Here is a 26,012-nt window from a genome sequence, read left to right as displayed (position 1 = left end):
TATGAGTGATTCAGTTGCCTTCTTTAGTGAATTTCAGGCACGAGACCTTTTATTCCTGGGTGAAGCCGCCGGGCGTACTTTGCTGATATCTGCGGTATCTATATCCGCAGGTACTGTGCTGGGTATTGTATTTGGTTGGGCGTTATCAGCCTCCAAATTTGTGGCAGGGGCCACCATCGGTTCAATCTTGGACGTGTTTAGAAGTGTGCCGCTGATTATTCAGCTGGTACTCTTCTATAACTTCTTCCCAATTATTGGCCTTAATTTAGACCCTTTTGCATCCGGTGCAGTTGTTCTTAGCGTTTATACAGCCTCACTGGTGGCTCAGGTAGCCCGTGGAGGTATCGAAGCAGTCGGAGAGCCTATGCGCCGTGCCGCCCGCTCACTAGGTATGAGCTACTGGCAGGATCTGCGTTATGTGGTGTGGCCAATTGGACTGAGAGCAGTATTCCCGGCATGGGTTGGTGTTGCCCTTAGCGTGGTGAAAGACAGTGCACTGGTATCTGTTCTTGGATATGTGGAGCTATTGCGCGCTTCTCAGATCCTGATCACCAGAACACAAGAGCCATTTATTATTCTAGCGTCTGCGGGGGCATTCTACTTCTTGCTGTCATACCCGCTGTCAAAATACTCACAGAAATTGGAAGAGAGGTGGGCCTCATGATTGAGATCAAGGGACTCCATAAGTATTTCGGAGAGCTGCACGTTCTCAAAGGAATTGATCTGAATGTGGCCAAAGGTGAAGTTTTGAGCGTCATCGGATCTTCCGGTTCAGGTAAGTCAACCTTGCTTTATTGCATTAATGGTCTTGAAAGCATTCAGGAAGGGGAAGTGATTGTTGATGGAGTGTCTGTTCATGAAAAAGGAACGGATATCAATAAGTTACGTCAAAATCTTGGGATGGTGTTTCAGCAATGGAATTCTTTCCCGCACCTGACAGCCATTGAAAATGTGGCCTTGTCACCGCGGATTGTAAAAAAACAATCCAAGGCACAGGCCATGGAAATGGCGGAAAAACAACTTCGCCATGTGGGCCTTGCAGACAAGTTGGATGTTTACCCGTCCGCTTTATCAGGTGGTCAGCAACAACGCCTTGCCATCGCACGTGCATTGGCGATGGAGCCAGACTATATGCTGTTCGATGAAGCGACGTCTGCACTTGACCCGGAATTGGTGGGTGAGGTGCTGGAGACCATGCGCATGCTGGCCGAGGAGGGCATGACGATGATCTGTGTTACTCATGAAATGGGATTTGCCCGCGATGTATCTGATCGTGTGGCGTATTTCCATCAGGGGATTATGGAAGAAATTGGTCCGCCAGAGCAGATTTTTGGCGAACCTAAAAGTGAACATACGAAAAAATTCTTGGCGAACGTTCGTTAAGAAGTAGCATACAACCAAATTAAGAATTTACGTTGAATAGAAGGAAGTAACCATGTGGAATGGAATGATGCCTGCTGTAACAACCAAGTTTACAGCTGACGGTGAAATCGATGCAAAAGAAACAGAACGCTGCGTAGGTTTGCAGATCGATGCAGGTAATGCCGGTATCATCGTATGTGGTACCTTGGGCGAAGGTTCCATGCTGAGCCCAGATGAGCGTATCGAAGTGATGAAAATCGCCAAATCTGCTGCGGGCAGCAAGCCAGTTCTTCTGACTGTAAACGAAGCAGGCACGCGTGAAGCATGTGATTTGGCAGACAAAGCCCGCAAAGCAGGCGCAGATGGCCTGATGGTGGTTCCATCCCCGATCTATCACACAAGCCGTGATGAGACGATCACTAACCTGAAAGCCATTTCTTCTGCAGGCGATCTTCCTGTGATGATTTACTCCAACCGTGTTGCTTACCGTGTTGATGTGACACCAGAAATGATGGTAGAGCTTGCTGAAGATGATCGTATGGTTGCGATTAAGGAAAGCTCAGACGACATCCGCCGCCTGACTGAGATCGTCAATACATGTGGCGATCGCTACAAGATCCTGACAGGTGTAGATAACTTGGGTCTTGAAGCACTTCTAATGGGTGCTGATGGTTGGGTTTCAGGTGTTTCCATTGCATTCCCTGAAGAAAACCAGCGCATCTACGATCTGGTAAAAGCCGGCCGTATTGAAGAAGCCCGCGAAATTTACCGTTGGATGCGTCCACTTCTGGATCTTGATGTTTCTACATTCCTTGTTCAGCAGATCAAATTGGCAGAAGCCATTGCAATCGGTTCTACTGAATATGTACGTGCACCACGTCAGATCCTGGCAGGTGAACACCGCGCGAAAGTAGAAAAGATCGTTAAAGATCAGATTGCGTGCCGTCCTGACCTTTCCAAATACGCACTCTAAGAGGCAGATGATGACTGAATTTCCAAACCTGATCGGTGGGGAATGGACAATGGGAACGCGCAGCGTTCCCAACATCAACCCATCTGATACGAATGACACTGTTGGTATGGCCGCAAGTGCTACACCTGCAGAAATGGAAGCCGCCATTGAAGCGGCGGTCGCAGCACAAGTAAGCTGGGGTAAATCAAACCCGCAGCAGCGTTTCGATATACTTGATGCGGCCGGTACTGAAATCCTTGCCCGTAAAGAAGAACTTGGTGATCTTCTCGCACGTGAAGAAGGTAAAACTCTGCCAGAAGGTATTGGTGAAGTTGCGCGTGCCGGTCAGATTTTCAAATTCTTCGCAGGTGAAGCCCTTCGTATTCAGGGCGAAAGCATGGATTCCGTTCGCCCGGGTGTTGGCGTTGAAATCCGCCGTGAACCTGTTGGTGTTGTCGGTATGATTACGCCATGGAACTTCCCGATTGCCATTCCAGCATGGAAAGTGGCGCCCGCGTTGGCTTTTGGTAACTCTGTTGTTCTGAAAGCCGCTGAACTTGTACCTGGTTGTGCTTGGGCAATTGCGGATATTTTGAAACGCGCAGGCCTTCCAGATGGTGTTTTCAATCTTGTAAATGGTCGCGGATCTGAAATTGGTCCTGTGATGATTGATCATCCAAAAGTCAATGCGATTTCATTTACTGGATCCGTATCGACAGGCAAAACTGTTGCCGAAGTCTGCGCAAGAAACCTTAAGAAGGTGCAGCTGGAAATGGGGGGCAAGAACCCGATGGTGGTTCTGGACGATGCTGATCTGGACGTTGCGGTTGGCGCTTGTTTGAACGGTGCCTTTTTCTCAACGGGTCAGCGCTGCACGGCATCCAGCCGCCTTATCGTGACAGAAGGCATTTATGATGACTTCGTTGCGGCTATGACAAAGGCGGTCTCCGAATTGAAAGTAGGGGATGCACGCGACAGTTCTACACAAATTGGTCCTGTTGTTGACGAACGTCAGCTGGTTAAAGATCTTGAATATGTAGATATCGCCAAGGCGGAAGGTGCAAAGCTTGCCTGCGGTGGTGAGAAACTTGACGGTAACGGTCACTTCATGGCACCAGCATTGTTTGTTGATACAACAAACGACATGCGCATCAACACAGAAGAGGTGTTTGGTCCGGTTGCCACTGTTATCAAAGCAAAAGACTATGCGGATGCATTGCGTCTGGCCAATGAAACAGAATTTGGTCTGTCCGCCGGTATCTGCACAACGTCTTTGAAGTATGCTTCTGATTTTAAAGCCAATTCCAAAGCGGGTATGGTTATGGTAAATCTTCCTACTGCGGGTGTGGATTATCATGTTCCATTTGGCGGCACGAAAGGCTCTTCCTACGGTTCTCGTGAACAGGGTCGTTACGCCGCTGAATTCTATTCAGTTGTAAAAACTTCTTACACATTGCCTTAAGGAAAGAAATAGATGGGGAAGTCGTATCAAGTAGTAGTAATTGGCGGCGGAATTATTGGCCTCAACACCTCTGAACGTTTAATTGCAGACGGTCATCAGGTAACAATGGTTGAGAGGGAAGGCATTGCGGCTGGGGCCAGTTTTGGCAACGCAGCAGGACTTGCCTTTCCGGAAATTTTGCCGCTGGCTTCCCCTTCAGTTATCAAAAAAGCCATCAAGTGGTTTCTGGATCCTGTGGGACCCTTTTCTGTGGTTCCGCGGGATATCTTCAAGGTTGCCCCGTGGCTTTTTAAGTTTCTGAAATCAACGCGGGCGTCACAATATAAAACCAGCATCAATGTGCAGGCGTCCTTGATGCATTTGGCCGCAGAAACATATCCAAAAATGCTGGATCGGACTGGACTGCAATCCATGGTTCGAACAAACGGCGCGCTCAGCCTTTATGAAAGTGAAGCGTCCTTTAATGCGGATGTAGAAAACTGGAAATATGTGGCTGAACACGGCATTCCTTACCAGACTTTCGATAAAACCGCGCTCCATCAGTTTCAGCCCGGATTGTCTGATAAGTTCGTTGCAGGGATCTATGCGAGTTCCTGGCAATCTGTTTCAAACCCGAATGACTTCTGTCATGCCATTTTTGACTATTTGACGCAAAAAGGCGTCAAAATGGTGAAAAAAGAGGTAAAAAAGGTGTCAGACAAGGTTGTTTACCTGACAGATGGCAGCGAAATAGTCGCCGATAAAATCGTTATCGCAGCCGGTCCCTGGTCTAAAACACTGGCCGATGATCTTGGCGATAACATCCCATTGATCGGGGAGCGGGGATATAACACCACCTTGCCAAAATCCGCTTGGCCTGAATTGGAGCATTCTTTGGTGTTCGGTGATCACGGATTTATGGTGACCCCTCTTGCTAATGGCGTACGAATTGGCGGCGCATCAGAAATTGCCTCATTGGATAGCCCCGCAAATTACAAGCGGTCAGAATATATGCTGAACAAGGCTGCAGAAATGCTGCCAAAACTAAATCCTGAAGGGGGTGAGCAATGGATGGGACGTCGTCCGTCCTTGCCGGATACTCTGCCAGTGATTGGATATTCTTCCGCCTCTGATAACATCATTTATGCCTTCGGAAACGGCCATCTGGGATTAACCCAATCCACTGCGATGGGCGAAATGGTAAGCCAGCTGATCCAGGGCAAAACACCTAAAGATATCAATATGAAAGCGTTGAGCGCAGCTCGTTTTAAGTGAGTACAACTAATGGCACGACACACCTTTTTCTGTCTTGATGGTCATACATGCGGTAACCCGGTGCGCTTGGTCGCTGGCGGCGGACCGGAACTTAAAGGCAATACCATGCTGGAAAAGCGGGCACATTTTCTGGCGGAATATGACTGGATCCGAACCGGCTTGATGTTCGAACCCCGTGGTCACGACATGATGTCAGGATCGATCTTGTATCCGCCAACCCGTGACGATTGCGATGTGGGTGTTCTGTATATCGAAACATCTGGATGTTTGCCTATGTGCGGTCATGGGACCATCGGAACCGTGACCATGGCCATTGAAAACGGTCTTGTGACACCCAAAACCCCAGGAGTTCTAAACCTTGATACGCCTGCTGGACGCGTTGTTGTCGAATATCGTCAAGAAGGTGAGTATGTGGAAGAAGTGCGGCTTACCAATGTGCCAGCCTTCCTTTACAAACAAGGGCTTACAGCGGAAATTGAAGATCTGGGTGAAATTACCGTAGACGTGGCGTATGGCGGTAATTTCTACGCCATCGTTGATCCACAGGATAATTTCCGTGACATGGCAGATTATTCTGCAACGGAATTAGTGAAATACAGCCCGCTGCTACGCCAGGCATTAAACGACAAATACGACTTTGTTCACCCTGAACATCCAGAAATCAATGGCCTTAGTCATATCCTATGGACTGGGGAGCCGACAGTTGACGGTGCACATGCCCGTAATGCTGTTTTTTATGGAGACAAGGCTATTGATCGATCTCCTTGCGGAACAGGAACGTCCAGCCGGATGGCGCAATGGGCAGCCCTTGGAAAATTGAATAAAGGGGATGAGTTTCATCATGAAAGCATCATCGGCTCCATGTTCAAAGGACGTGTTGAAGATGTGACGGAAGTTGCTGGAAAATCAGCAATTATTCCATCCGTGGCAGGTTGGGCGCGCCAGACAGGAACCAATACAATTTATATTGATGACAGGGATCCGTATGCACACGGGTTTGTGGTGAAGTAATGCGTTCCAGTAAATCCATCCATATCATTGGCTGTCACGCCGAAGGTGAAGTTGGCGATGTTATAGTTGGTGGCGTTGCCCCGCCGCCGGGTGAGACTATCTGGGAACAATCCCGCTTTATTGCAAAAGACGAAACGCTTCGTAACTTTGTGCTAAACGAGCCCCGTGGTGGTGTGTTTCGCCATGTAAACTTATTGGTGCCGCCCAAAAACCCGAAGGCGCAAATGGGTTGGATCATTATGGAGCCCGAAGACACGCCGCCCATGTCCGGATCAAATTCCATTTGTGTGAGCACGGTTCTTCTGGAAAGCGGGATTATACCGATGCAGGAGCCGGTGACCCATATGACTTTGGAAGCCCCGGGCGGTTTGGTTGAAGTGCGTGCCGACTGCAAGGACGGCAAGGTCACCAAGGTGTATGTACAAAATGTTCCGTCCTTTGCCGATAAACTGGACGCCACATTAGAAGTTGCCGGGGTAGGGACACTTACCGTGGATACCGCCTTTGGCGGCGATAGCTTTGTCATGGCGGATGCCAAAGCACTTGGGTTTGACATTACACCGGATGAAGCCCGTGATTTGGCGGAGGTTGGCATTAAAATCACCAATGCCGCCAATGAGCAGCTTGGGTTCAGCCATCCAACTAATTCCGATTGGCAGCATATTTCCTTCTGTCAGATCCATGCCCCAATGACGGAAGAAGAGGGCGTTAAATCTGTCAAAAACACAGTTGTTATTCAGCCGGGCAAATTGGACCGATCCCCAACAGGAACGGCGGTTTCCGCCCGAATGGCTGTTTTGCACGCCCGCGGAATAATGCAGGTTGGTGAAAATTATATCCAACGATCAGTGATTAACTCCCGGTTTGATGGACGTATTATATCCGAGACAACTCTTGGCGATAAGAAAGCCATTATTCCAGAGCTTTCCGGTCAGGCATGGATTACCGGCACTTATCAACATATGCTGGATCCAACAGATCCGTGGCCAGAAGGCTACCGTATTGGCGATACTTGGCCCATGTTGAAGGGATAACTCATGAATTACCCATCCATTTTCAATGATGCCATCGGCCCGGTGATGCGCGGGGCAAGCAGTTCCCATGTGGCCGCGGCGCACCGTATTGGTGCACTTGCGCGGGACTATATGAATGGAAATATCAAGAAAGTCGTTGTGGATTATGACCCCAACACTTCATTAGGACCGACCCATGAAAGTCAGGGCTCTGACATGGGGTTGTTTACAGGTTTGATGGGGTGGGATGTAACCGATCCACGGATGACAGAGGCCCGCACCCATCTTGAAGAGAGCGGTACTGAAGTTGAAATCCGGATACTGGATTACGGTGCAACCCATGAAAACACCTACCGTTTGACGGTCGCCAACGACAATGAGGAAATGACACTTTATGCCATTTCTATCGGCGGCGGCATGATGGAAATCACCGAAATTAATGGTGTAAAAGTTTCCATGTTTGGCGACTATCACGAAACGCTTGTCTTCTCAGATGACGAAAACGTTGTTGAAGGCGTAGACGCTGATTACATCATTAAGCGTGATGGCGCTTTCCAGATTAAATCACAAAAACCGATATCCTTACCGGAAGGTGTTTCTTCCAAGGAAATGAAGCCGGTTCTCCCTGTCGGAGCGCGCAAAGACCTTTCCGTTCCATTTACGACCAGTGAAGAAATGCTGGATTATAATAAAGGCAGGGACCTGAGTTTTTGGGAACTGGCCGTTAAATACGAAAGCGCCCGCGGCAACATTTCCGAAGACGAAGTGTTTGAAAAAATGCGGGCGATTGTCCGCATTCTGGAAAACTCCATCCGATTAGGGATTAAAGGCACTGAATACGAAGACCGTATGTATGGCGCGCAAGCTCCGCTTTACAAGGAACGTATGGGCGCAAACAAGGGCATGAACCTTGGCCTGCAAGACGATGTCATCTTGGCCGTCACTGCATTGATGGATGTGAAAAGTTCCATGGGGGTTATTGTCGCCGCACCAACAGCGGGATCATGTGGAACCTTACCCGGCACCTGCCTTGGTGTTGCCAATGCCTTGGGGCTTGATGAAGACTTAAAAGTCAAAGCGATGCTATCGGCTGGTCTTATAGGTGTTTTCATTGCCCATATGGCCACTTTTTCGGCAGAACTCGGGGGCTGTCAGGCAGAAACAGGGTCGGGGTCCGGCATGGCGGCCGCGGCCTTGGTAACGCTGTTTGATGGAACCGTTGATCAATGCGTTTCTGCGGCGTCCTTTGCGTTACAGAACACATTTGGTCTTGTGTGCGATCCGGTTGCCAATCGGGTTGAGGCACCATGCCTTGGGAAAAATGTGTTGATGGCAGGAAATGCGCTTTCCGCAGCTAATATGATATTGGCGGGCTTTGATGCACTTATTCCTTTGGACGAGGTGATCGTCGCCATGCATAAAGTCGGCCTCGCCATCCCATGCGAGCTTCGCTGCACCGGTAAAGGCGGCCTTGCCATGACACCAACGGCGCAAAAGATCTTTGCAGAACTTGAAAATAAACAGTGATTTTGGATCTATAGGTTACGTGTCCCAGCCACCTAATGTTTCAAATTCAGTAGGCTCAATAAAATAGCAAGAAACGGGTCGGCTTATGATGTAGGTGCGACTAATTTTTCTTCCGATAAGTCCTATTGGAGAGAAAAATGAAACTAAGTTACTGTGCTATCCCGACAAATCATGCCAGATCTATCCAGCGTGGCGGCATTGATGCCTACGGGAATCCTCCAGACAGAGTTATTTCTGACGGGCAAGGAAATCCGTGTCGCCATTGTCTTGAAGAAATACCAGAGGGTGCGGGCATTCTTGTATTCGCCTATAAACCATTTTCTGGAACTCATGCTTACTCTGAAACAGGTCCGGTCTTTCTGTGTGAAAAAGAATGTGAGCGACACAAAGAAAATGAATTTCCCAAAATTGCATATGGGGATAATGCATACTTGATACGCGGTTATGATGCCGAGGAGCGGATCATTTATGGAAGCGGCGACATAGTGTCAGCAATGGGTATCGAAGAGTTTGCCCTAAATGTTTTTGAAAATATGAATGCCAAAGAAGTTCATGTGAGATCTAAGAAATACAATTGCTTCCAATTTAAAATTACTAAGTAGGCAAATATTGTATTGGAGTAGGAGCTGTTGTCCAGTTTATCGCGGTCAAGAAGTAGGCGCGCATAGCTCCTATCCCTTATACGCATTGATCTATTGCTTGCGTATTAGGGAAAACGGGTCTATAAGCGCCCAATTGTTTCGCCCACTCTTGCGAAACCGGGGCTATGGTGTTGTAGCCGCTTGTTTTTACAAGCCCTTTGATGATCTTCCATTTGTTGTGACGATCCTCTGATTGGTAAAGAGTTAAGTTTATTTTCTCCCTTTACCAAAAGGGATCTGTATTACTGCAACAGGGTTGTCCTGTGCAAAGGAAACATAATGGAAGATTTTGAAGGTCTCGGCCTATCCGAGGCTCTGGTTCACCGACTCCAAGCGATGGGGTTTGAAAAACCAACGCCTATTCAGGAACAGGCTATTCCTCTCGCGCTTAAAGGGCGTGACATTCTGGGGTCCGCCCAGACAGGTACAGGTAAAACCGGTGCCTTTGGTATTCCCATTGCGGCACGTATGGAAGAAAATCCTGACGCTGTCTCTCTGATCATGACACCAACACGTGAATTGGCAACCCAGGTGATGAACCAGGTTCAAGGGATGATCAGCCGCCGCTCTCGCAATAAGGTTGCACTTCTTATTGGTGGTGAACCATACGTTAAACAGCTTCGTCAGTTGCGTGATGTCCCCCGCCTTATTGTGGGAACACCTGGCCGTATTAACGACCATCTGCGCCGTAAAAGCCTGAAACTGAACAAAGCGGATTTCCTTGTTCTGGATGAAACCGACCGAATGTTGGATATGGGTTTCTCCGAACAGATCGAAGACATCATCAAAGTGATGGCGCCAGAACGTCAGACTTTGTTGTTCTCTGCCACACTTCCAAAGAACATTGTTCGCATTGCAGATACGTATCTTACTGACCCTGAGCGTGTAGCTGTGGGTGAGACATCAGAACCTGCGAAAAATGTGAAGCAGGATATCGTTGAAGTTAAATCTTCTGAAAAATACCCAACGCTTCTGAATGAGTTGGAAACACGCACCGGAACAGTCATCATCTTCGTGAAAACAAAAATCGGCGCTGATGAGCTTGCGACGAAATTGTCCGATGATGGCCACAAAGCACAGGCCATTCACGGTGATCTGCCACAGCGTAAACGTGACCGAGTTCTGGACCGTTACCGGGACCAGAAATTCCGTATCCTAGTAGCAACCGACATCGCTGCTCGTGGCCTGGACGTTCCACATATTGAACATGTGGTAAACTATGACCTTCCGCAAGCTGCAGAAGACTACATCCACCGTATTGGCCGTACAGCAAGGGCAGGGGCCGAAGGCCACGCTATTTGTCTGATTGCCCCACATGATTGGAGCCGTTGGAACGCTATTGATCGTTTGATGAACCCTGACAAACCACGGGATCAGCGTAAAAAAGGCAAAGGCCGCAATCATCGTAAAGGTGGCGCAGGTCGTCCAAGAGGCGATAACTCAGCCGAGGGCGGAGAGCGTAAATTCGGCGCCCGTAGCGGCCCACGCCGCAAAGGTCCAGGTGGTCGTCCAAGCGGCCGTCCAGGCGGCAAACCAGGTGGTTTCAAAAAACGCTTCGGTAAAAAACCCGGCGCAAAAAAAGCAGCCTAAAATTAAAGGGACCTTCGGGTCCCTTTTTTTATTCAACATTCAGATGTTCTGCACCCCAGTCGCGCATGGCAATCATGATGGGTTCCAACGTGCGGCCGTAGGCAGTGAGGGAGTATTCGACCCTTGGTGGGACCTCGGCATAGACTTTGCGGGCGACGACTTTATCCTCTTCCAATTCACGAAGTTGCTGTGTCAACATTCGTTGGGTGACACCATCAATTTCTCGTTTCAATGTCCCTAATCATGTTGGTCATTCCCAAAACGTCTATAAGAAATTTGAATTTTAAGACAATAGGTGGATTGGTTTACGAAGACTACTTCGCCATAATTGCGGGAAAATGAAACCCTGAGTAAGGTGGCGGAGGGACGGGGATTCGAACCCCGGAAGGGCTTGCACCCTTGCTGGTTTTCAAGACCAGTGCATTCAACCGCTCTGCCATCCCTCCGAATATGGGTTTTATAGGCCCGGTTCGGCGCGTGACGCCGTGAGCAGTTGATTTAATGGTAGCGGCGATGTGTGTCAATAGGCTTGATGACCTCTTTTCAAATTTCTTCAACTTTCCCAGAAATTTAACCTGCTAGATGCTTCTAACTACGTTTTACTGATGTAAACGATAATTGTTGTGTGCAAACCATTGCGTAGTGGCCTTTGCTGTGGCAAAAAGGAAGAACAACAACGGGTGAGGGGAATGGCAAAGTTGACATCAAAAATTCTGACCATTGCAGCAGCGACTGTAATGGCCTGTTCAGTATCTATATCATTTGCAGCTGACAAAAAACCATTCGGACTTTGGCTTGAAGATGTGAAAAGCGAAGCCCTTGCAAACGGCATCCGGAAAGAAATTGTCGACACCGCCTTTGCCAATGTCAAATTCAAGGAAAAAGTGGTCAAACTGGACCGCAAGCAACCTGAAGTCACCCAGACATTCCAGCAATATATGGAAAAACGTTTGCCACAGTCTTTGGTGGATCAAGGTCGTGCCCGCTTGAACGAAAACCGTACCATTTTGGAAGAAGTTGGTAAAAAATTCGGTGTTCAGCCGCGCTTTATCGTTGCCCTTTGGGGCGTAGAAACCCGCTTTGGTCGTTACACAGGCGGTTTTAACGTCATCGAAGCACTGACAACCCTTGCATATGACAATCGCCGTGCAGATTATTTCCGCAAAGAATTGATGACAGCTTTGCAGATTTTGAACGATAACCATATTACCGTTAAAGATATGAAAGGCTCCTGGGCAGGGGCCATGGGACAGTCGCAGTTCATGCCGTCCAGCTTTATCAATTTTTCTGTCGATTATGATGGGGATGGCCGCCGCGATATCTGGACTACCAAAGCAGACGTTTTTGCCTCAGCTGCGAATTATCTGGCCAAATCAGGGTGGCGCTATGATCAGACTTGGGGGCGTGAAGTGAAACTCCCAACTGGTTTCGATAAGGAGCTGGTCTCCTTAAAAGTTAAAAAGTCAATGGCGGAGTGGCAGGACCTTGGTGTGCGCCGCATTGACGGTACCGATCTTCCAACCCGTCAATTGATGGGATCTCTGGTGGAGCCAAAAGGCGGTAACGGTCAAACTTTCCTCGTTTATAACAATTACCGCACGATCCTGAAATGGAACCGATCCACTTACTTTGCCATGTCTGTCGGACATCTGGCAGACCGGATTGGAAACTAGGAGATTGCCCCCTCATGTCATCTATCACTAAGCATCTTTTCTCTAAAAAGTCTCTTACCGCCAGTATTCTGGTTGCGGGAGGGCTTGTTTTAGGCGGCTGTGCGGAAATGAGCCTTCTTGGCCATGCAGCATCGGAATTGTCGGACCCGAAAGCAGAAGAAAAGAAAGTTGCCTCCATTCGTGCAAACCGAAAAGTGGGCAAGCCTTATAAGATTGATGGCATCTGGTATTATCCCAAAGAACAACCTGGCTATGTTGAAACAGGGCTTGCTTCCTGGTATGGGGATCCTTTCCATGGCCGAAAAACGGCGAACGGCGAAACCTACAATATGAACTTAATGACAGCGGCGCATAAAACCCTGCCCATGCCAACAGAAGTTCGTGTGACTAATCTTGAAAATGGTCGGTCCATTGTGGTGACCATCAACGATCGTGGTCCGTTTGTACATGGCCGTATTATTGATTTGTCGCGCCGCGCTGCACAGCTTCTGGGTATTATCCAGAAAGGGACTGCGAAAGTTCGGGTGGAAGCACTGGATAGCGATCAGCAGGACATTCGTTATCTGGCTAAAGCAAACACAGCACCGGAAGAGCGTAAAGTTGCTGCGGCCCCGCAGACGAATGTAAACTCAACTTCACTGGAGCCGCCAAAACAGGCAAAAGTTTCAGAAAAACCCCTGGCGGCACCCACAGGCGCTCAACCAGTAGATAACAAAATTGGCGTAGAGGCCCGGCCACTCAACTCTGAGAATGTAGTTACCTCCGCGGTATCGCCTTCTGAAATGTATATTCAGGCGGGTGCTTTTATTGATTTTGACAACGCAAATAGGCTCACCGCAAGATTGTCTCCCCTCGGCCCTGCAAAAGTTTATCAGGTCCTCATAAACGGTCAGGACTTTTACCGCGTGCGCCTTGGGCCACTTCAATCAGTTGAAGAAGCTGATATGTTGCTGGCTAAGCTGATAAATAACGGCCACACAGAAGCGCGAATTATTGTAGAACAGGATTAGTAAGCCTTTATTTGTATCTGTTGCCACATTTGAGGCAAATTTGATCGCTAAGGAGCGGGTACCGGTAAAGCCAAGATTATAACGGATTGTTTGATAGAATGAAAAAAGCCGCCAGTGAAATCCTAAAGTCATCTAAGAATGCGCTTTTTCTAGCTGTTTTCCTCGTCTTAGGAAGTTTCAGTTCACTCGCAACTGCTCTTGAGACACCTGCGAAACAGGTGCTTTTGGTTGACTATGATACTGGTGCAATCTTGTTCGAAAAGAATGCCGATGAACTTATGCCACCGGCTTCTATGAGTAAATTGATGACGGTTACCATGATTATGGACCGCTTGAAAGATGGCTCACTTAAGATGGAAGATACATTTCCAGTAAGTGAAAAGGCATGGCGCAAAGGTGGCTCCAAAATGTTTGTGGAGGTCAACAAGCGTGTTGCCGTGCAGGATCTGTTACGGGGCATCATTGTTCAATCCGGTAATGACGCCTGCATTGTAGTTGCAGAAGCGCTAGGGGGATCTGAAGAAGCATTCGCCCAGACAATGACGGATCGCGCGCGTGAAATTGGTCTTGAGCAAAGCACATTCCGTAACGCAACAGGTTGGCCAGATCCAAATCATCGGATGACAGCCCGTGACCTTGCAACATTGGCAAAGTACATCATTAAAAATTTCCCGGAATATTACGGTATCTTTTCTGAGAAGAGCTTTACCTTCTCCAAAATCAAGCAAGGGAACAGAAATCCGCTTCTCTATTCCAATTCAGGTGCTGATGGTCTGAAAACAGGTCATACAGAAGAGTCTGGTTATGGCCTGACAGGGTCTGCGAAACGGGATGACCGCCGCCTTATTCTTGTTGTAAACGGACTTAACAGTGCCAAACAACGTGGTCGCGAGTCGGAACGTATTCTGGAATGGGGTTTCCGTGAGTTTGACAATTACGCCCTGTTTAAGAAAGACCAGGAAGTTGCCAAAGCACGTGTCTGGCTTGGTGCTAAAGACTTGGTTCCATTGATGGTTGATGAGGATCTAACCGTTACCATGTCCCGGAAAAACCGCCGTTCCATGCAGGTAAAACTAGTTTATAACGAACCTGTACCTGCTCCAATCATCAAAGGAACACCGGTTGCGCGGCTGGTAATTACAGCCCCGGAAATGGAAAATATTGAAGTTCCGCTTTTGGCCGCTGAAAATGTTGAGCGCCCCGGTTTGTTCAAGCGTGTTGCCTCTGCAATCAAATACGTACTATTTGGCGCCTCCGCCAACTAACAGGTGCATTAAAAGTATAGGATAAGCCTGGTATGTCGAAAATGGCGGGAAAATTCATTACGCTTGAAGGTGGGGACGGAACCGGGAAATCAACACAGGCCCGACTTCTTGCTGACTTTCTCAAGCAAAATAACATAAAGCCGCTTCTGACAAGAGAACCTGGCGGTGCACCGGGATCTGATGAAGTAAGGGAACTGATCCTGACAGGCGATCCGGATCGTTGGGATGCGGTGGGGGAAACTCTGCTTTTCTATGCGTCCCGAAGAAACCATTTACGTCTTACGGTTTGGCCTGCCCTTGAGCGCGGTGAATGGGTGATCTCTGATCGGTTTGCTGACAGCACTATTGCCTATCAAGGGTATGGTAATCAGCTTGGTGTTGATCAGGTTATGAAGGTTCATGAAGTAACAGTCGGAGACTTTGAGCCGGATCTAACCTTTATTCTGGATATCGACGTGAAAGCGGGGCTGTCTCGTACACAAGGGCGCGATCACAATGAAGATCGGTTTGAGCGCATGGAAATTGAATTTCATGAACGTATGCGTGAAGGATTCCTTGATATCGCCAAACAAAATCCTGAACGTTGTGTTGTCATTAATGCCGATCAAAATATCGACAAAGTTCAAGAAGATATGCGGGCGATCCTGAAGGACAGATATGGCTTCAGTTGAAGAAATAGAACCCATCGACTGTATCGAAGGCCTGCCGCATCCAAGGATGTGCAACCAGTTAGTTGGTCACAAAAATGTCGAGGATGAATTTCTTTCCAGTTTTAATGGAGGGCGTTTTCACCACGCGTGGCTTCTAACAGGTCCGAAAGGTGTTGGAAAAGCTAGCTTTGCTTATCGTGCCGCGAAATTCCTGCTGGCAAATGGACAAAGTGGCGGTGGGCTGTTTGGGCCACCCGAAACCTTGGATGTGGACAGCGGATCACCGGATGCGCATCTGATACAAAGCGGCCTTCACCCTGCGTTAAAAATTCTCAAACGTGAATATGATCTGAAGGGTAAGAAGTATTTTTCTGTAATCCGCGTGGATGATGTTCGGGCCTTGTCGTCCTTTTTTGGGTTGAAAACATCAGGGGATGGCTGGCGCGTTGTCATTGTTGATACAGTCGACGATATGAATAACAACGCCGCCAATGCGCTACTAAAAGTGCTGGAAGAGCCACCTGAAAAAACAGTATTTATGCTGATATCACACGCGCCTGCAGGTTTGCTGCCAACGATCAGATCGCGCTGCCGGAAAGTTCAGTTTTCAACGTTATCAGAGACGAATATCCGAACTGTTCTTCAGGAAATATTGCCGGGGGATGAGAGAATAGGGGACCCAGCGTTGCCTATTCTTGCAGACGGTAGTCCCGGCCGTGCTGCCCTTATGCTTCAAAATGGGGGGCTGGAAGTCTTTGCGTCCATCCTTGATATCTTTCGCGGCTACCCCAACTATGATGGGCAGATGTTGCATGATCTTGCAGACATTTGCGGCAAAAAGAATGCAGAAACGACTTATCAGCTGTTCTGTGAGATCTTTCCGTGGTGGATTTCAAGGCTGGTAAGGATGTCCTCCGCCTCTATGTCAGGGCAGGAGTTGCTTGCTGGCGAAGCAGAGCTTTTCAAGACTTTAACAGCTCAACGGCCTGTAGATTTCTGGATACATGTCTGGGAACGTGCTAATGAACGCATAAGTGATGCGGATCGCATCAATCTTGATAAGAAGCAAATTGTCTTAGATTTGTTTTTGATCGCCACATTAAATAAATAAAACATAGGCTTATCAATGCTTGTTGACAGTCATTGTCATTTGAACTTCGAACAACTCTCTACCAATCTGCCAGATATCCTCCGCCGGGCAGATCTAGCGGATGTTGGACATATGCTGACTATTGGTACGAAGTTACGTGAATTTCCATCTGTTCTTAAAATTGCCCAGGATCATGCAAACATCACCTGCAGCGTGGGAATTCATCCCCATGAAGCGGAGACAGAAGGCGCAGATGTCACTGTTGAGGCATTGTTAGAATTTGCAAAAGACCCCAACGTTGTTGCCATTGGTGAAACCGGCCTTGACTATTTTTATGAGCATTCACCAAGAGACGTTCAAAAACGGTCTTTCCGCATCCATATTGACGCAGCGCGACAGTCTGGTTTGCCGTTGATTGTTCATACACGGGATGCTGACGAAGATACCATTGAGATTTTGCAGGAAGAATACGCAAAAGGACCATTCACTGGTGTCATACATTGCTTCAGCTCTGGATGGGAAGTCGCTGAAAAGTCAATGGAAATTGGATTTTACATATCTATTTCTGGGATTGCGACTTTTAAAGCTGCCTCTGAACTTCGGGCACATGTAGAAAGAATTCCTTTGGACAGATTGCTGGTAGAAACAGATAGCCCATACCTCGCCCCCATTCCAAATCGCGGTAAAACGAACGAGCCTTCCTTTGTGCGTCATACGGCAGAAAAGGTGGCTGAGTTGAAAAATGTTTCATTGGATGAACTTGGCACCGCCACAACAGATAATTTCTTTAAACTTTTCAGTAAAGCTAAGCCGGGGGCAGCATGAAGGTAACCATTCTCGGCTGCGGAACTTCCGGTGGAGTACCTCGTATCGGAAATGAATGGGGAGCGTGTGATCCGAATGAGCCTAAAAACCGGAGACGCCGGTGCAGCATCCTTGTTGAAAATGAAGGCACTAAGGTCCTAATTGATACTTCCCCAGATATTAGGGAGCAGCTTTTGGATGCGGGTGTAACCGATCTGGATGGTGTTGTTTGGACACATGAACATGCGGACCAGTGCCACGGCATTGATGAACTTAGAGTGCTCACCATTCGTAATCGACGCCGCATGGATGTATGGGGTGATGATGCCACATTGTCTGTCCTAAAGCGCAGGTTTGATTATTGTTTTGAACAGCTGCCAGGCAGCCCATATCCAGCGATCCTGCAGGATCATCTGATTACTGGAGATTTTACGATCGGAAATATCGATTTTATTCCGTTTGAACAGGATCACGGTGCCATTCACAGCCTTGGGTTCAGAATGGGGAAAATCGGATATTCAAATGACTTGGTAAATTTGGATGATCGGGGTTTCGAGATTCTGGAAGGCGTTGATACCTGGATTGTTGATGCCATGCGCTACAAACCGCATCCTACCCACGTCAATTTGGAAACAGCGCTCAAATGGATTGAAAGATTGAAACCCCGCCGGGCCATCTTAACTAATATGCATGTGGATCTGGACTACCAGACGCTTATTCGGGATCTTCCAGAAGGGGTAGAACCCGCATATGATGGAATGGAGATAAATGTCTGACAAAAATGCAGAAATCAGCTTTCGAAAAGCGAAGGTTGAAGATCTTGAAGATGTAGTGGAAATGCTGGCAGATGATCAGCTAGGTAGTGTTCGTGAACAAGCCTCCCGGCCATTGCCCCTTATTTATCGAGAAGCATTTGAACGAATGAGCCGCCAAAACGGAAACGATCTGTTTGTTACTGTTAAAAATGGTCAAGTTATCGGCTGTATGCAGCTTACCATTATTCACGGCATCTCCCGAAAAGGCATGAGCCGTTGCCAAATAGAAGGCGTGCGTATTTCCAGTAAAGCGCGGGGTGGCGGTATCGGTGGGAAAATGATGAAATTCGCTATCGAGTATGCCAAGAAACAAGGGTGTGGCCTAGTGCAGCTAACAACGGATCTTAGACGGAAAGACGCTCATAAATTTTATGAAGATCTGGGTTTCTCTGGCTCGCATCTTGGTATGAAACTAGATCTCCTGAATCAATAAGGCGCATATATAAAAGCAATTCCAAAAACGCAGATCTAATATGCATTTATACAAATGGTCATGCGCAAATTGGTTTCTATATTCCATTTTGATTAATTAACAAAATGGAATGAGCCAGGGAATTGAAAACTTTATTTTTAATAATCGCCTTATCTATATTTCCAAAAATGGTCACCGCTGAGACGGTTTTTACTGTTCGTGGACCAGAATATGAAGGCGATCAGCGCATGAACTATGATTATGCGCTTGTCAAACTGGCTCTTGAAAAGACCATTTCAAGTTACGGCTCTTATCGAATTGAACGCACACCAGTTGGCTTGAATTACAAACGCGCCTATGAATTTGCAAAGTCAGGTCTATATAAAAACTTCTTTTTGCGGGCCATGGTATCTGATCAATCTTTGAACGAATTAAGACCAGTATATTTTCCAATTGATCGGGGAATAACAGGATACAGAATTGCTCTGATCTCCTCTTTTTCTCAATCCAGAATTTCTAAAATTGAAACACTCGAAGACCTGAAGAAGTTTCAAGTGGTGCAAGGAATTGGCTGGCCAGACACAAATATTCTGAAATCTAATGGCGTAAAAGTGGTAACAGGACCAGGATTTGAAAGTATGCGGGAAATGGTGGCCCATGGACGTGTTGATATGTTTTTAAGGGGCGCCAATGAAGTCGAGGCTGAGGTCAAAAACCAGAAACTTCCGGTAACCTTATATGTGGAAAGTGAAATTCTAATACACTATCCCTTTCCAAGGTTCTTTTTCACAACAAAAGATAATCACAAAGCGGCAAAACGCTTAAGTGAAGGTCTCAAATTAGCTTGCGAGGATGGAAGTTTTCTTAAGTTGTGGAGCGATTATTTCGGAAAAAGCATCCACAAACTTAACTTATCCAATCGCAAATATATCAAGTTGGAAAATCCATATCTTGAGAAGATTTCCAGCAAATTAAACATTTTGCAAAGCCTACCGGCCGAATGCAAAGAGATCGCGATCCACTAGTTTACGTCTTTCCATAGAGAAAATTCATGCGTCTGATTGCATTAATTACATCAATTGACGTGTAACCATTTTTTACAGCTAGTTTATACTCGGATAAGGCATCATCTAGCCTCCCCATACGTTCATAAACTAACGCACGGTTATACATTGCCTGACCATTTCTGGGAGCAATCTCTAAAGCCATGGAATAGTCATTTAGGGCTTTTTGATATTGTTTTAAATCAGACCAAGAATTACCCCTGTTAATATAATCATTCTGTTTATCATATGGTTTGAATGACATTGATTTATTGAAGTAATCAATTGATTTTTCATATTCTTTCAAGCCACGATAAGCAATGCCGATATTCCGATAAGTTCGCGACAAATTGCCTTCCGTTAAATTTCCATATTCAATGCATCTGTCGTAGAGATTCAGAGCATTAGTATATTGCCCACGCTGATTTAATGACCAGCCCTTAATGCAATCCGCCAAATTCTCTTCTTTTTGAGAGCTGTCAGTTAGACACGCGCTCAAAGAAATTCCGATTAATGAAAACAGGACTATCTTGGAGAAATGCATTTTTATTACTCTTTGTTATTGATGGCATTGAAAAGAAGATGGTGCATTTGCAAGCGACTAAACTCTAGAAGACTTTTTAGGTAACGAATTTGAGTACACTAATAAATAGTACACAAGCTATTCTTGTCCGCAAGTTCTTTTACTGGCGCAAAATCCACTAATTTCACCCAGGCACAAATAGGCGTTGCTCAATGCGGTCAAACTCCATATAACTTTCATTATTAAAGCTATTGGAGACAACAATGAAAACAAGAATTACAGAGCTGTTTGAAATTGAGCATCCGATCATTCAGGGTGGTATGCATTATGTAGGCTTTGCGGAAATGGCCGCAGCGGTTTCAAATGCAGGCGGACTAGGCATTATTACTGGTCTGACGCAGTCAACACCTGATGATTTGGCAAAAGAAATTGCCCGTTGCAAGGAAATGACAGACAAGCCTTTTGGCGTGAACCTCACATTCCTTCCAGGTTTTGCAAATCCACCATATCCTCAATATATCGAAGCCATCATCAATGGCGGCGTAAAGATTGTTGAAACAGCTGGTCGAAGCCCGGAAGCCTTTATGCCGGCGCTTAAAGATGCTGGCATCAAAGTTATTCACAAATGTACTTCCGTTCGTCACTCATTGAAGGCCCAAAATATTGGGTGCGATGCAGTGAGCGTTGACGGCTTTGAATGTGGCGGCCATCCGGGTGAAGATGATATTCCGAACATGATCCTGTTGCCTCGTGCGGCAGAAGAGTTGGACATTCCTTTTGTCGCTTCTGGTGGCATGGGGAACGGCAAGCAACTGGTTGCGGCGTTGGCCTTGGGTGCTGATGGTATCAACATGGGAACACGTTTTATCGCGACAAAAGACGCACCGGTTCACCAGAATGTAAAAGATGCCATTGTGGCCGCGTCTGAATTGGATACACGCCTCGTGATGCGCCCCCTTCGCAATACAGAGCGGGTTCTGACAAACCAGGCAGTTGAGAAGCTGATCGAGGTTGAGCGTGAAAAAGGCGCAGAAACCAAGATTGAAGATATCATGGAATTTGTTGCTGGTGTTTATCCAGCCGTCATGCAAGACGGTGATATGGAAGCCGGCGCATGGAGCTGCGGCATGGTTGCGGGACTGATCCATGACATTCCAACATGCCAGGAATTGATCGACAATATCATGAGTGAAGCCCACGACATTATCAACAGTCGCTTGGCAAAACTTGCTTAGTTAGAAACTTGTATCAAACCGGGGAGTTGTTCCCCGGTTTGGCTATCCTTTAAATTCTGCCCGTTCTTTGGCAAATTTAGTGCGGATAAAGTTGTAGACAGCCTTAATACGCGCGTTCGAGTGAATTTCAGGAAGTGTGCAAAGCCATGCTTCTTTTAACACGGGTTCCATTCCAAAAGAAATTCTGATGAGATTAGGGTCCTTATCCCCGAAATAGCAGAGCAGGGGACCAATTCCCAACCCCGCTTCAACCGCGCGATGCACCCCCAGCAATGTGCTGAACTGGAAAGAGATATTACGTTCGTCAAATAACTGCCGCATCCACTGAGCTGTAGATGTATTTCCTGCAAGATTGACCGCGACATGATTTGAGAGGGCTTCTTGTGTCGTAGGGTTCCCGTAACGTTCAATATAGTCCCTCGACGCATAAAGGGCATATCCAATATCGCCGATATGCCTTGCAACAATTTCCTGCTGTGACGGCGGCATAAGACGAAGCGCAATGTCAGCCTCTCTTTTTTGGAGGTTGGCAACATCATTGTTGATCTGCAGATCGATCAAAATCCCGGGATGTGAGACGTTAAATTCTTTTAAAATCGGGGTAAGCCAATTGATCCCAATGATTTCTGTAACCGAAATACGAACCTTTCCCGCCAGCTGTTTATCCAAGCCAAGTGCAATATTTTCAATTGAAACGGCTTCTTCGCCCATTCGGGTCGCCAACTTGTAAATCTGTTTTCCCGCTTCCGTCAGTTGCAGGTGACGGGGGGTTCTGATCAATAACTTGGCTCCAAGAGCCTCTTCCAAAGCGGACAGGCGGCGACTTAACGTCGGTTGACTGACATTCAGATACTGTGCGGCAGATGTAAGGCTCCCGGCCTCAATAACCGCCAGAAAATCTCTAATTCCGTTCCAATCCACAACACACGCCCGCTTTTACTATTTTTGCATGATAACCATACAATATTACCATCTATTATGCGAATTTTTTAATTGATATGTATCTGGTTTCCTGTCCATCATGTATATGCGCACAGAATAAAGTAACCACAAGAAACAGCGCACCGCAGAAATTGTGCGGTTAAAGGAGGCTGACATGGCAGATATCGATCAAGAAAACGCGTTTCCAGATCCCATATATGAAACAGATGAACCTATTTTATACAGTGTTAAGGATGGCATCGCGACCATTAGCATGAACCGCCCGAAATACAACAACGCACAGAACAATCAGATGACCTATGCGTTGGACGCCGCCTATTGTCAGGCAGTGGAAGATGATGACGTAAAAGTCATTATCCTAAAGGGTGAAGGAAAGCATTTCAGTGCAGGCCATGACATCGGCACCCCAGGACGTGATCATCACCTTAGCCAGAAACGCACAAGCATGTGGTATGACCATGCGAATAAGCCGGGTGCGGAATTCCAATATATTAAAGAACAGGAAGCCTATCTTGGCATGTGTCGCCGTTGGCGGGAAATCCCAAAACCAACCATTGCTATGGTGCATGGGGCCTGTATTGCAGGTGGGCTGATGCTGGCTTGGACATGCGATATGATTATCGCCTCGGACGATGCGTTTTTCTCTGATCCTGTGGTACGTATGGGTATTCCCGGTGTTGAGTATTTTGCTCATCCATTTGAGCTAAACCCACGTATTGCAAAAGAATTTCTATTTCTGGGTGAGCGTATGAACGCGGATCGTGCCTATCAGATGGGAATGGTAAATAGAGTTGTCGCACGAGATGACTTGGAAGCTGAAACATATGACATCGCTTCACGAATTGCTGTGATGCCAAGGCTTGGCCTTGCCCTTACCAAGCAGGCGATCAATCATATTGAGGATCTGCAAGGAAAACGGACAGGCATGGAAGCTGTGTTCGGGATGCACCATTTCGCCCACGCGCATAATTCACTTATCTCAGACGATAAACTGGGTGGATTTGATGCAAAATCCATGGCTGATAGCCAGAGGAAAAAATAAGCAAAACAACGAAGTAGGGTGTGTTTATCACACCCTTTCTAAGCTTCTAAAATCTCTTTTGCCATCAGATCAGGATCTTGCATGGGAATGAAGTGGGTTAAATGCGGCAGATATACATCTTTCGCAACCCCGTCAGGGAAAGCAGATGCCAGCTCTGGCCACGTTGGGGACAGCGAAAAATCTATTTTTTTCGGATCCCGGACAGCTTCAAACCTTGCCCGCAATATTTTAGTTGGCACTTCAACATGAATAAGTTGATCGAGCGGGTTAACGCTTCGATGGCTCATATATATCGAGGCTTCCGTTTCTGGCCAACAGGCAAGAGATTTACTGCCTTCCTCGTTATCTATAAGACCATAACGGCAGTAATTTTCGAGCACATCTTCATTCCAAAGCGAGTAAGGCTCCCGCTGGGAAAACACGGTGAACATTTCTTCCCAATCTCTAAAATGATTGCGCCGGCGCGCTATTGGATGTTCGGTAGGAGATGGAAATTCATGCCGCCCACCGGTATCATAGAAATGTTGATCGAAAATAACCGGGTCAACCAGCACAAGGCGTTCAAATAACTCAGGGCGCTTCATTGCTGCCTGCAACATACAATGCCCGCCCATGGAATGCCCAACACCCAAAATATTTTTTAATTCAAGGGTTTCGATAAAATCGATAACATCATTTCCGAGCATGGACCAATCATTTACATAATCTTTCCAACGGCTACCGCCATGGCCACGAAGATCAATCGCAAGGATACGGTAAGTGTCAGGAAGCCGTTTGATCGTTTCATCCCAAACCCGCGCGTTCATTCCTGTCGCATGGACAAAGAGAATAGGGGACGCATCCGGATCTCCCCATTCATAGTAGGAGAGATCAAAATCTTGTAATTTTAGGAATTTATGTTCTGGCAGCATTGTTTTTCTTTTTTTATGATGTTCTTGGAAAAACTAGAAGAAATGTGATGCACTTCGCAAGCATAATAAAATGAAATTGCGAACTGCGACATCGAGACATAAGTTCAGTTTATCTTGTAAAGAACAACCAATAACAGAGAAGAACTGTAAAATGACTTCACTATTTGAACCAGTAGTTTTCGCCCATGGCGGGCAGATGTCCAACCGTTTTGCCTTGGCACCTCTGACCAACTGGCAAAGTAACGATGATGGCACACTGTCTGATGCGGAATATACCTGGTTGGTAAAACGCGCAAAAGCAGGTTTTGGAATGACAATGACCTGCGCCGCACATGTACAGGAAAGTGGCAAAGGCTTTGAAGGGCAGTTTGGCGTCTTTTCAGATGACTTGTTACCAGGAATGAAACGCCTTGCGGATGGTATCCATGAAGGCGGCGGATTGGCAATCGCGCAGTTATATCACGGCGGGATGCGTTCAGATGAATCTCTGACAGGTGTACAGCCAGTTTCAGCGTCAGATCAGCCGAAATATAATGCCCGTGCCATGACAACAGAAGAAATCGATCAGCTGATCGAAGACTTTATTCTGGCGGCCATCCGCTGTGAAAAAGCTGGTTTTGATGGTGTGGAAATTCATGGTGCCCATGGGTATCTTCTTTGCCAGATCTTAAGTCCGGGCCTTAATAACCGTGACGATAAATACGGCGGATCCCTTGAAAATCGGGCCCGTCCGATATTGGATATTATTGATGGTATCCGCGCGCGTGTTCGCTCTGATTTTAACTTAAGCCTTCGCTTATCACCAGAACGCTTCGGCATGGAGATCGGTGAAATTCTTGAGCTAGCACAGAAAATTATGGAAGACGGGAAGCTCGATTTCATCGATATGTCCTTGTGGGACTGCTTTATGGAACCTGTTGACCCTGAATATAAAGGAAAGCGCCTGATTGACTGGTTTGCGGGACTGGATCGCGGAAACACAAAACTCTGTGTTGCAGGTAAAATCATGACAGCAGCAGATGCCAATGAAGCCCTGAATGCCGGTGCTGACATGGTGATGGCAGGTCGCGCCGCAATCTTGCATCATGATTTCGTAGAAAAAGTACAGGCGGATCCTTCATTTGAAAGCATGTCGCTGCCAGCAACACGTGAACATCTACGAAACGAAGCGCTCAGCGATTTCTTTATCGATAAAATTGCAGAGACCTGGAAAGAGTTTGTAGCTTAAATCAAACTGATAAGAACGGCGCCAATTCGGCGCCGTTTGCATTTAAAGGGGGAAATAGTGATTGTTCCGAATTTAATGGTGAAAGACGTGGTAAAAGCAGCAGCTTTTTATCGCGACGTGATTGGTATGAAAGTTCTGTATTTCATAACTAAGGATCAACAGGTTTTAAATGACGGTGATGAAGCCGGTCAGGATATCGTATTCACGACTGTTGAATTGGATGGTCAGCAGTTAATGTTACAGAGAACAGACAGCCTTGGTGAAGATATGCCAAATGCGAAACAGGCAGATCAGCCAATTTTCACAGGGACAATTTATTTCCGCGACCATGATCCTAAAGCCGTTCAGAAACGCGCGACCAAGGATCAGATCATCAGAGAGCCCAAATTGTCCTGGTACGGCATGAACGAACTTTATTTAAGAGACACAGACGGATATGTGATCTGCGTGGCCAAAGCCGAAGAAGAGTTTCAGATGTAAGATGAAATAAACATATCTCTGATTTCAGCTGTTTTATAACATCCATATTTTCCATAATATATATTATGCGCATTATT

26 protein-coding genes, 1 tRNA gene and 1 pseudogene are annotated in these 26,012 nt (G+C 46.9%); 23 read left to right on the top strand and 5 right to left on the bottom strand.

Going from position 1 to position 26,012, the window contains the following annotated elements; all coding sequences use genetic code 11:
* Nucleotide 1 precedes the first annotated feature (1 nt).
* The 10 genes from GUA87_RS10940 to GUA87_RS10895 all read left to right on the top strand — a co-directional run bounded on the left by GUA87_RS10940 (nt 2) and on the right by GUA87_RS10895 (nt 10,812).
* Nucleotides 2-664 carry an amino acid ABC transporter permease gene (locus GUA87_RS10940; protein ID WP_193716591.1) on the top strand — a complete coding sequence of 221 codons (663 nt, stop codon included), beginning with the start codon at nt 2-4 and terminating at the stop codon, nt 662-664.
* On the top strand, nt 661-1,383 hold the full coding sequence (locus tag GUA87_RS10935; RefSeq protein ID WP_193716590.1) for an amino acid ABC transporter ATP-binding protein: 723 nt from the start codon (nt 661-663) through the stop codon (nt 1,381-1,383). Before GUA87_RS10940 ends, GUA87_RS10935 begins: the two co-directional genes overlap by 4 nt.
* A 52-nt stretch (nt 1,384-1,435) precedes the next feature.
* Nucleotides 1,436-2,335 carry a dihydrodipicolinate synthase family protein gene (locus tag GUA87_RS10930; protein ID WP_193716589.1) on the top strand — a complete coding sequence of 300 codons (900 nt, stop codon included), beginning with the start codon at nt 1,436-1,438 and terminating at the stop codon, nt 2,333-2,335.
* Nucleotides 2,336-2,345: 10 nt separating this feature from the next.
* The gene (locus tag GUA87_RS10925; RefSeq protein WP_193717026.1) at nt 2,346-3,776 is read left to right on the top strand and encodes an aldehyde dehydrogenase family protein; all 1,431 of its coding nucleotides are present in this window, start codon (nt 2,346-2,348) and stop codon (nt 3,774-3,776) included.
* A gap of 12 nt (nt 3,777-3,788) precedes the next feature.
* A complete protein-coding gene (locus GUA87_RS10920; protein WP_193716588.1) occupies nt 3,789-5,030 on the top strand; it encodes an NAD(P)/FAD-dependent oxidoreductase in 1,242 nt (413 codons plus the stop codon).
* A gap of 9 nt (nt 5,031-5,039) precedes the next feature.
* Entirely contained in the window at nt 5,040-6,041 is a 1,002-nt protein-coding gene (locus GUA87_RS10915; protein WP_193716587.1) for a 4-hydroxyproline epimerase, read from the top strand.
* A complete protein-coding gene (locus GUA87_RS10910; RefSeq protein WP_193716586.1) occupies nt 6,041-7,075 on the top strand; it encodes a trans-3-hydroxy-L-proline dehydratase in 1,035 nt (344 codons plus the stop codon). Before GUA87_RS10915 ends, GUA87_RS10910 begins: the two co-directional genes overlap by 1 nt.
* Before the next feature lie 3 nt (nt 7,076-7,078).
* A complete protein-coding gene (locus GUA87_RS10905) occupies nt 7,079-8,581 on the top strand; it encodes an L-serine ammonia-lyase, iron-sulfur-dependent, subunit alpha (RefSeq protein WP_193716585.1) in 1,503 nt (500 codons plus the stop codon).
* Nucleotides 8,582-8,718: 137 nt separating this feature from the next.
* On the top strand, nt 8,719-9,183 hold the full coding sequence (locus tag GUA87_RS10900) for a DUF1203 domain-containing protein (RefSeq protein WP_193716584.1): 465 nt from the start codon (nt 8,719-8,721) through the stop codon (nt 9,181-9,183).
* A gap of 318 nt (nt 9,184-9,501) precedes the next feature.
* Nucleotides 9,502-10,812, top strand: coding sequence for a DEAD/DEAH box helicase (locus GUA87_RS10895; protein ID WP_193716583.1), 1,311 nt, complete (start codon nt 9,502-9,504; stop codon nt 10,810-10,812).
* Between the two features lie 28 nt (nt 10,813-10,840).
* Here GUA87_RS10895 and GUA87_RS10890 read toward each other — a convergent pair.
* Both GUA87_RS10890 and GUA87_RS10885 read right to left on the bottom strand, forming a co-directional pair.
* Nucleotides 10,841-11,044, bottom strand: a pseudogene (locus GUA87_RS10890) (winged helix-turn-helix transcriptional regulator); the annotation flags it as partial.
* 124 nt (nt 11,045-11,168) lie between these two features.
* Nucleotides 11,169-11,258 (bottom strand) — tRNA-Ser (locus GUA87_RS10885).
* A gap of 243 nt (nt 11,259-11,501) precedes the next feature.
* On the opposite strand from GUA87_RS10885, the gene GUA87_RS10880 reads away from it, so the two are divergent.
* From GUA87_RS10880 to GUA87_RS10840, 9 genes are all read left to right on the top strand, one after another.
* Nucleotides 11,502-12,485, top strand: coding sequence for a lytic transglycosylase domain-containing protein (locus GUA87_RS10880; RefSeq protein WP_193716581.1), 984 nt, complete (start codon nt 11,502-11,504; stop codon nt 12,483-12,485).
* A 14-nt stretch (nt 12,486-12,499) separates the two neighbouring features.
* On the top strand, nt 12,500-13,495 hold the full coding sequence (locus GUA87_RS10875; RefSeq protein ID WP_321575904.1) for a septal ring lytic transglycosylase RlpA family protein: 996 nt from the start codon (nt 12,500-12,502) through the stop codon (nt 13,493-13,495).
* A gap of 98 nt (nt 13,496-13,593) precedes the next feature.
* Nucleotides 13,594-14,760 (top strand): D-alanyl-D-alanine carboxypeptidase family protein, encoded by a 1,167-nt coding sequence (locus GUA87_RS10870; protein ID WP_193716580.1) that lies wholly within the window; start codon nt 13,594-13,596, stop codon nt 14,758-14,760.
* 32 nt (nt 14,761-14,792) lie between these two features.
* Complete coding sequence (tmk, locus tag GUA87_RS10865; RefSeq protein ID WP_193716579.1) at nt 14,793-15,431, top strand: dTMP kinase; 639 nt, start codon at nt 14,793-14,795, stop codon at nt 15,429-15,431.
* Nucleotides 15,418-16,521: a DNA polymerase III subunit delta' gene (locus tag GUA87_RS10860; RefSeq protein WP_193716578.1), complete on the top strand. Its 1,104-nt coding sequence runs from the start codon at nt 15,418-15,420 to the stop codon at nt 16,519-16,521. Before tmk ends, GUA87_RS10860 begins: the two co-directional genes overlap by 14 nt.
* Before the next feature lie 15 nt (nt 16,522-16,536).
* Nucleotides 16,537-17,325 (top strand): TatD family hydrolase, encoded by a 789-nt coding sequence (locus tag GUA87_RS10855; RefSeq protein ID WP_193716577.1) that lies wholly within the window; start codon nt 16,537-16,539, stop codon nt 17,323-17,325.
* On the top strand, nt 17,322-18,080 hold the full coding sequence (locus GUA87_RS10850) for an MBL fold metallo-hydrolase (RefSeq protein ID WP_193716576.1): 759 nt from the start codon (nt 17,322-17,324) through the stop codon (nt 18,078-18,080). Before GUA87_RS10855 ends, GUA87_RS10850 begins: the two co-directional genes overlap by 4 nt.
* Entirely contained in the window at nt 18,073-18,552 is a 480-nt protein-coding gene (locus tag GUA87_RS10845; protein ID WP_193716575.1) for a GNAT family N-acetyltransferase, read from the top strand. The genes GUA87_RS10850 and GUA87_RS10845 overlap by 8 nt, the downstream gene beginning before the upstream one ends.
* A 227-nt stretch (nt 18,553-18,779) precedes the next feature.
* Nucleotides 18,780-19,556: a transporter substrate-binding domain-containing protein gene (locus tag GUA87_RS10840; RefSeq protein ID WP_193716574.1), complete on the top strand. Its 777-nt coding sequence runs from the start codon at nt 18,780-18,782 to the stop codon at nt 19,554-19,556.
* A 1-nt stretch (nt 19,557) separates the two neighbouring features.
* Here the strand turns inward: GUA87_RS10840 and GUA87_RS10835 are convergent, their stop codons facing one another.
* The gene (locus tag GUA87_RS10835; protein WP_193716573.1) at nt 19,558-20,118 is read right to left on the bottom strand and encodes a tetratricopeptide repeat protein; all 561 of its coding nucleotides are present in this window, start codon (nt 20,116-20,118) and stop codon (nt 19,558-19,560) included.
* Between the two features lie 242 nt (nt 20,119-20,360).
* On the opposite strand from GUA87_RS10835, the gene GUA87_RS10830 reads away from it, so the two are divergent.
* A complete protein-coding gene (locus tag GUA87_RS10830) occupies nt 20,361-21,332 on the top strand; it encodes an NAD(P)H-dependent flavin oxidoreductase (protein ID WP_193716572.1) in 972 nt (323 codons plus the stop codon).
* 42 nt (nt 21,333-21,374) lie between these two features.
* Here GUA87_RS10830 and GUA87_RS10825 read toward each other — a convergent pair whose 3' ends face one another.
* Entirely contained in the window at nt 21,375-22,253 is an 879-nt protein-coding gene (locus GUA87_RS10825) for a LysR family transcriptional regulator (RefSeq protein ID WP_193716571.1), read from the bottom strand.
* Between the two features lie 175 nt (nt 22,254-22,428).
* Between GUA87_RS10825 and GUA87_RS10820 the strand changes: the two genes are divergently transcribed.
* Nucleotides 22,429-23,316, top strand: coding sequence for an enoyl-CoA hydratase (locus tag GUA87_RS10820; protein WP_193716570.1), 888 nt, complete (start codon nt 22,429-22,431; stop codon nt 23,314-23,316).
* 38 nt (nt 23,317-23,354) lie between these two features.
* On the opposite strand, the gene GUA87_RS10815 is transcribed toward GUA87_RS10820, so the two are convergent.
* A complete protein-coding gene (locus GUA87_RS10815; protein WP_193716569.1) occupies nt 23,355-24,227 on the bottom strand; it encodes an alpha/beta fold hydrolase in 873 nt (290 codons plus the stop codon).
* A gap of 151 nt (nt 24,228-24,378) precedes the next feature.
* Between GUA87_RS10815 and GUA87_RS10810 the strand changes: the two genes are divergently transcribed.
* Complete coding sequence (locus GUA87_RS10810) at nt 24,379-25,455, top strand: NADH:flavin oxidoreductase (protein WP_193716568.1); 1,077 nt, start codon at nt 24,379-24,381, stop codon at nt 25,453-25,455.
* A gap of 57 nt (nt 25,456-25,512) precedes the next feature.
* The gene (locus GUA87_RS10805) at nt 25,513-25,935 is read left to right on the top strand and encodes a VOC family protein (protein ID WP_193716567.1); all 423 of its coding nucleotides are present in this window, start codon (nt 25,513-25,515) and stop codon (nt 25,933-25,935) included.
* Nucleotides 25,936-26,012 lie beyond the last annotated feature (77 nt).

The sequence above is a fragment of the Sneathiella sp. P13V-1 genome (genome assembly GCF_015143595.1).
GTDB lineage: Bacteria > Pseudomonadota > Alphaproteobacteria > Sneathiellales > Sneathiellaceae > Sneathiella.
This window is presented reverse-complemented; position numbering and strand designations above follow the sequence as displayed.

Excerpts from the sequence above, each read along its gene's own strand:
- GUA87_RS10860 (WP_193716578.1), top strand. The coding sequence starts at position 15,418 with ATGGCTTCAGTTGAAGAAATAGAACCCATCGACTGTATCGAAGGCCTG.
- GUA87_RS10830 (WP_193716572.1), top strand. The coding sequence starts at position 20,361 with ATGAAAACAAGAATTACAGAGCTGTTTGAAATTGAGCATCCGATCATT.
- GUA87_RS10895 (WP_193716583.1), top strand. The coding sequence starts at position 9,502 with ATGGAAGATTTTGAAGGTCTCGGCCTATCCGAGGCTCTGGTTCACCGA.
- GUA87_RS10850 (WP_193716576.1), top strand. The coding sequence starts at position 17,322 with ATGAAGGTAACCATTCTCGGCTGCGGAACTTCCGGTGGAGTACCTCGT.
- GUA87_RS10920 (WP_193716588.1), top strand. The coding sequence starts at position 3,789 with ATGGGGAAGTCGTATCAAGTAGTAGTAATTGGCGGCGGAATTATTGGC.
- GUA87_RS10905 (WP_193716585.1), top strand. The coding sequence starts at position 7,079 with ATGAATTACCCATCCATTTTCAATGATGCCATCGGCCCGGTGATGCGC.
- GUA87_RS10915 (WP_193716587.1), top strand. The coding sequence starts at position 5,040 with ATGGCACGACACACCTTTTTCTGTCTTGATGGTCATACATGCGGTAAC.
- GUA87_RS10940 (WP_193716591.1), top strand. The coding sequence starts at position 2 with ATGAGTGATTCAGTTGCCTTCTTTAGTGAATTTCAGGCACGAGACCTT.
- GUA87_RS10910 (WP_193716586.1), top strand. The coding sequence starts at position 6,041 with ATGCGTTCCAGTAAATCCATCCATATCATTGGCTGTCACGCCGAAGGT.
- GUA87_RS10870 (WP_193716580.1), top strand. The coding sequence starts at position 13,594 with ATGAAAAAAGCCGCCAGTGAAATCCTAAAGTCATCTAAGAATGCGCTT.
- tmk (WP_193716579.1), top strand. The coding sequence starts at position 14,793 with ATGTCGAAAATGGCGGGAAAATTCATTACGCTTGAAGGTGGGGACGGA.
- GUA87_RS10935 (WP_193716590.1), top strand. The coding sequence starts at position 661 with ATGATTGAGATCAAGGGACTCCATAAGTATTTCGGAGAGCTGCACGTT.
- GUA87_RS10930 (WP_193716589.1), top strand. The coding sequence starts at position 1,436 with ATGTGGAATGGAATGATGCCTGCTGTAACAACCAAGTTTACAGCTGAC.
- GUA87_RS10810 (WP_193716568.1), top strand. The coding sequence starts at position 24,379 with ATGACTTCACTATTTGAACCAGTAGTTTTCGCCCATGGCGGGCAGATG.
- GUA87_RS10875 (WP_321575904.1), top strand. The coding sequence starts at position 12,500 with ATGTCATCTATCACTAAGCATCTTTTCTCTAAAAAGTCTCTTACCGCC.
- GUA87_RS10845 (WP_193716575.1), top strand. The coding sequence starts at position 18,073 with ATGTCTGACAAAAATGCAGAAATCAGCTTTCGAAAAGCGAAGGTTGAA.
- GUA87_RS10840 (WP_193716574.1), top strand. The coding sequence starts at position 18,780 with ATGAACTATGATTATGCGCTTGTCAAACTGGCTCTTGAAAAGACCATT.
- GUA87_RS10855 (WP_193716577.1), top strand. The coding sequence starts at position 16,537 with ATGCTTGTTGACAGTCATTGTCATTTGAACTTCGAACAACTCTCTACC.
- GUA87_RS10880 (WP_193716581.1), top strand. The coding sequence starts at position 11,502 with ATGGCAAAGTTGACATCAAAAATTCTGACCATTGCAGCAGCGACTGTA.
- GUA87_RS10820 (WP_193716570.1), top strand. The coding sequence starts at position 22,429 with ATGGCAGATATCGATCAAGAAAACGCGTTTCCAGATCCCATATATGAA.
- GUA87_RS10835 (WP_193716573.1), bottom strand. The coding sequence starts at position 20,118 with ATGCATTTCTCCAAGATAGTCCTGTTTTCATTAATCGGAATTTCTTTG.
- GUA87_RS10900 (WP_193716584.1), top strand. The coding sequence starts at position 8,719 with ATGAAACTAAGTTACTGTGCTATCCCGACAAATCATGCCAGATCTATC.
- GUA87_RS10925 (WP_193717026.1), top strand. The coding sequence starts at position 2,346 with ATGACTGAATTTCCAAACCTGATCGGTGGGGAATGGACAATGGGAACG.
- GUA87_RS10815 (WP_193716569.1), bottom strand. The coding sequence starts at position 24,227 with ATGCTGCCAGAACATAAATTCCTAAAATTACAAGATTTTGATCTCTCC.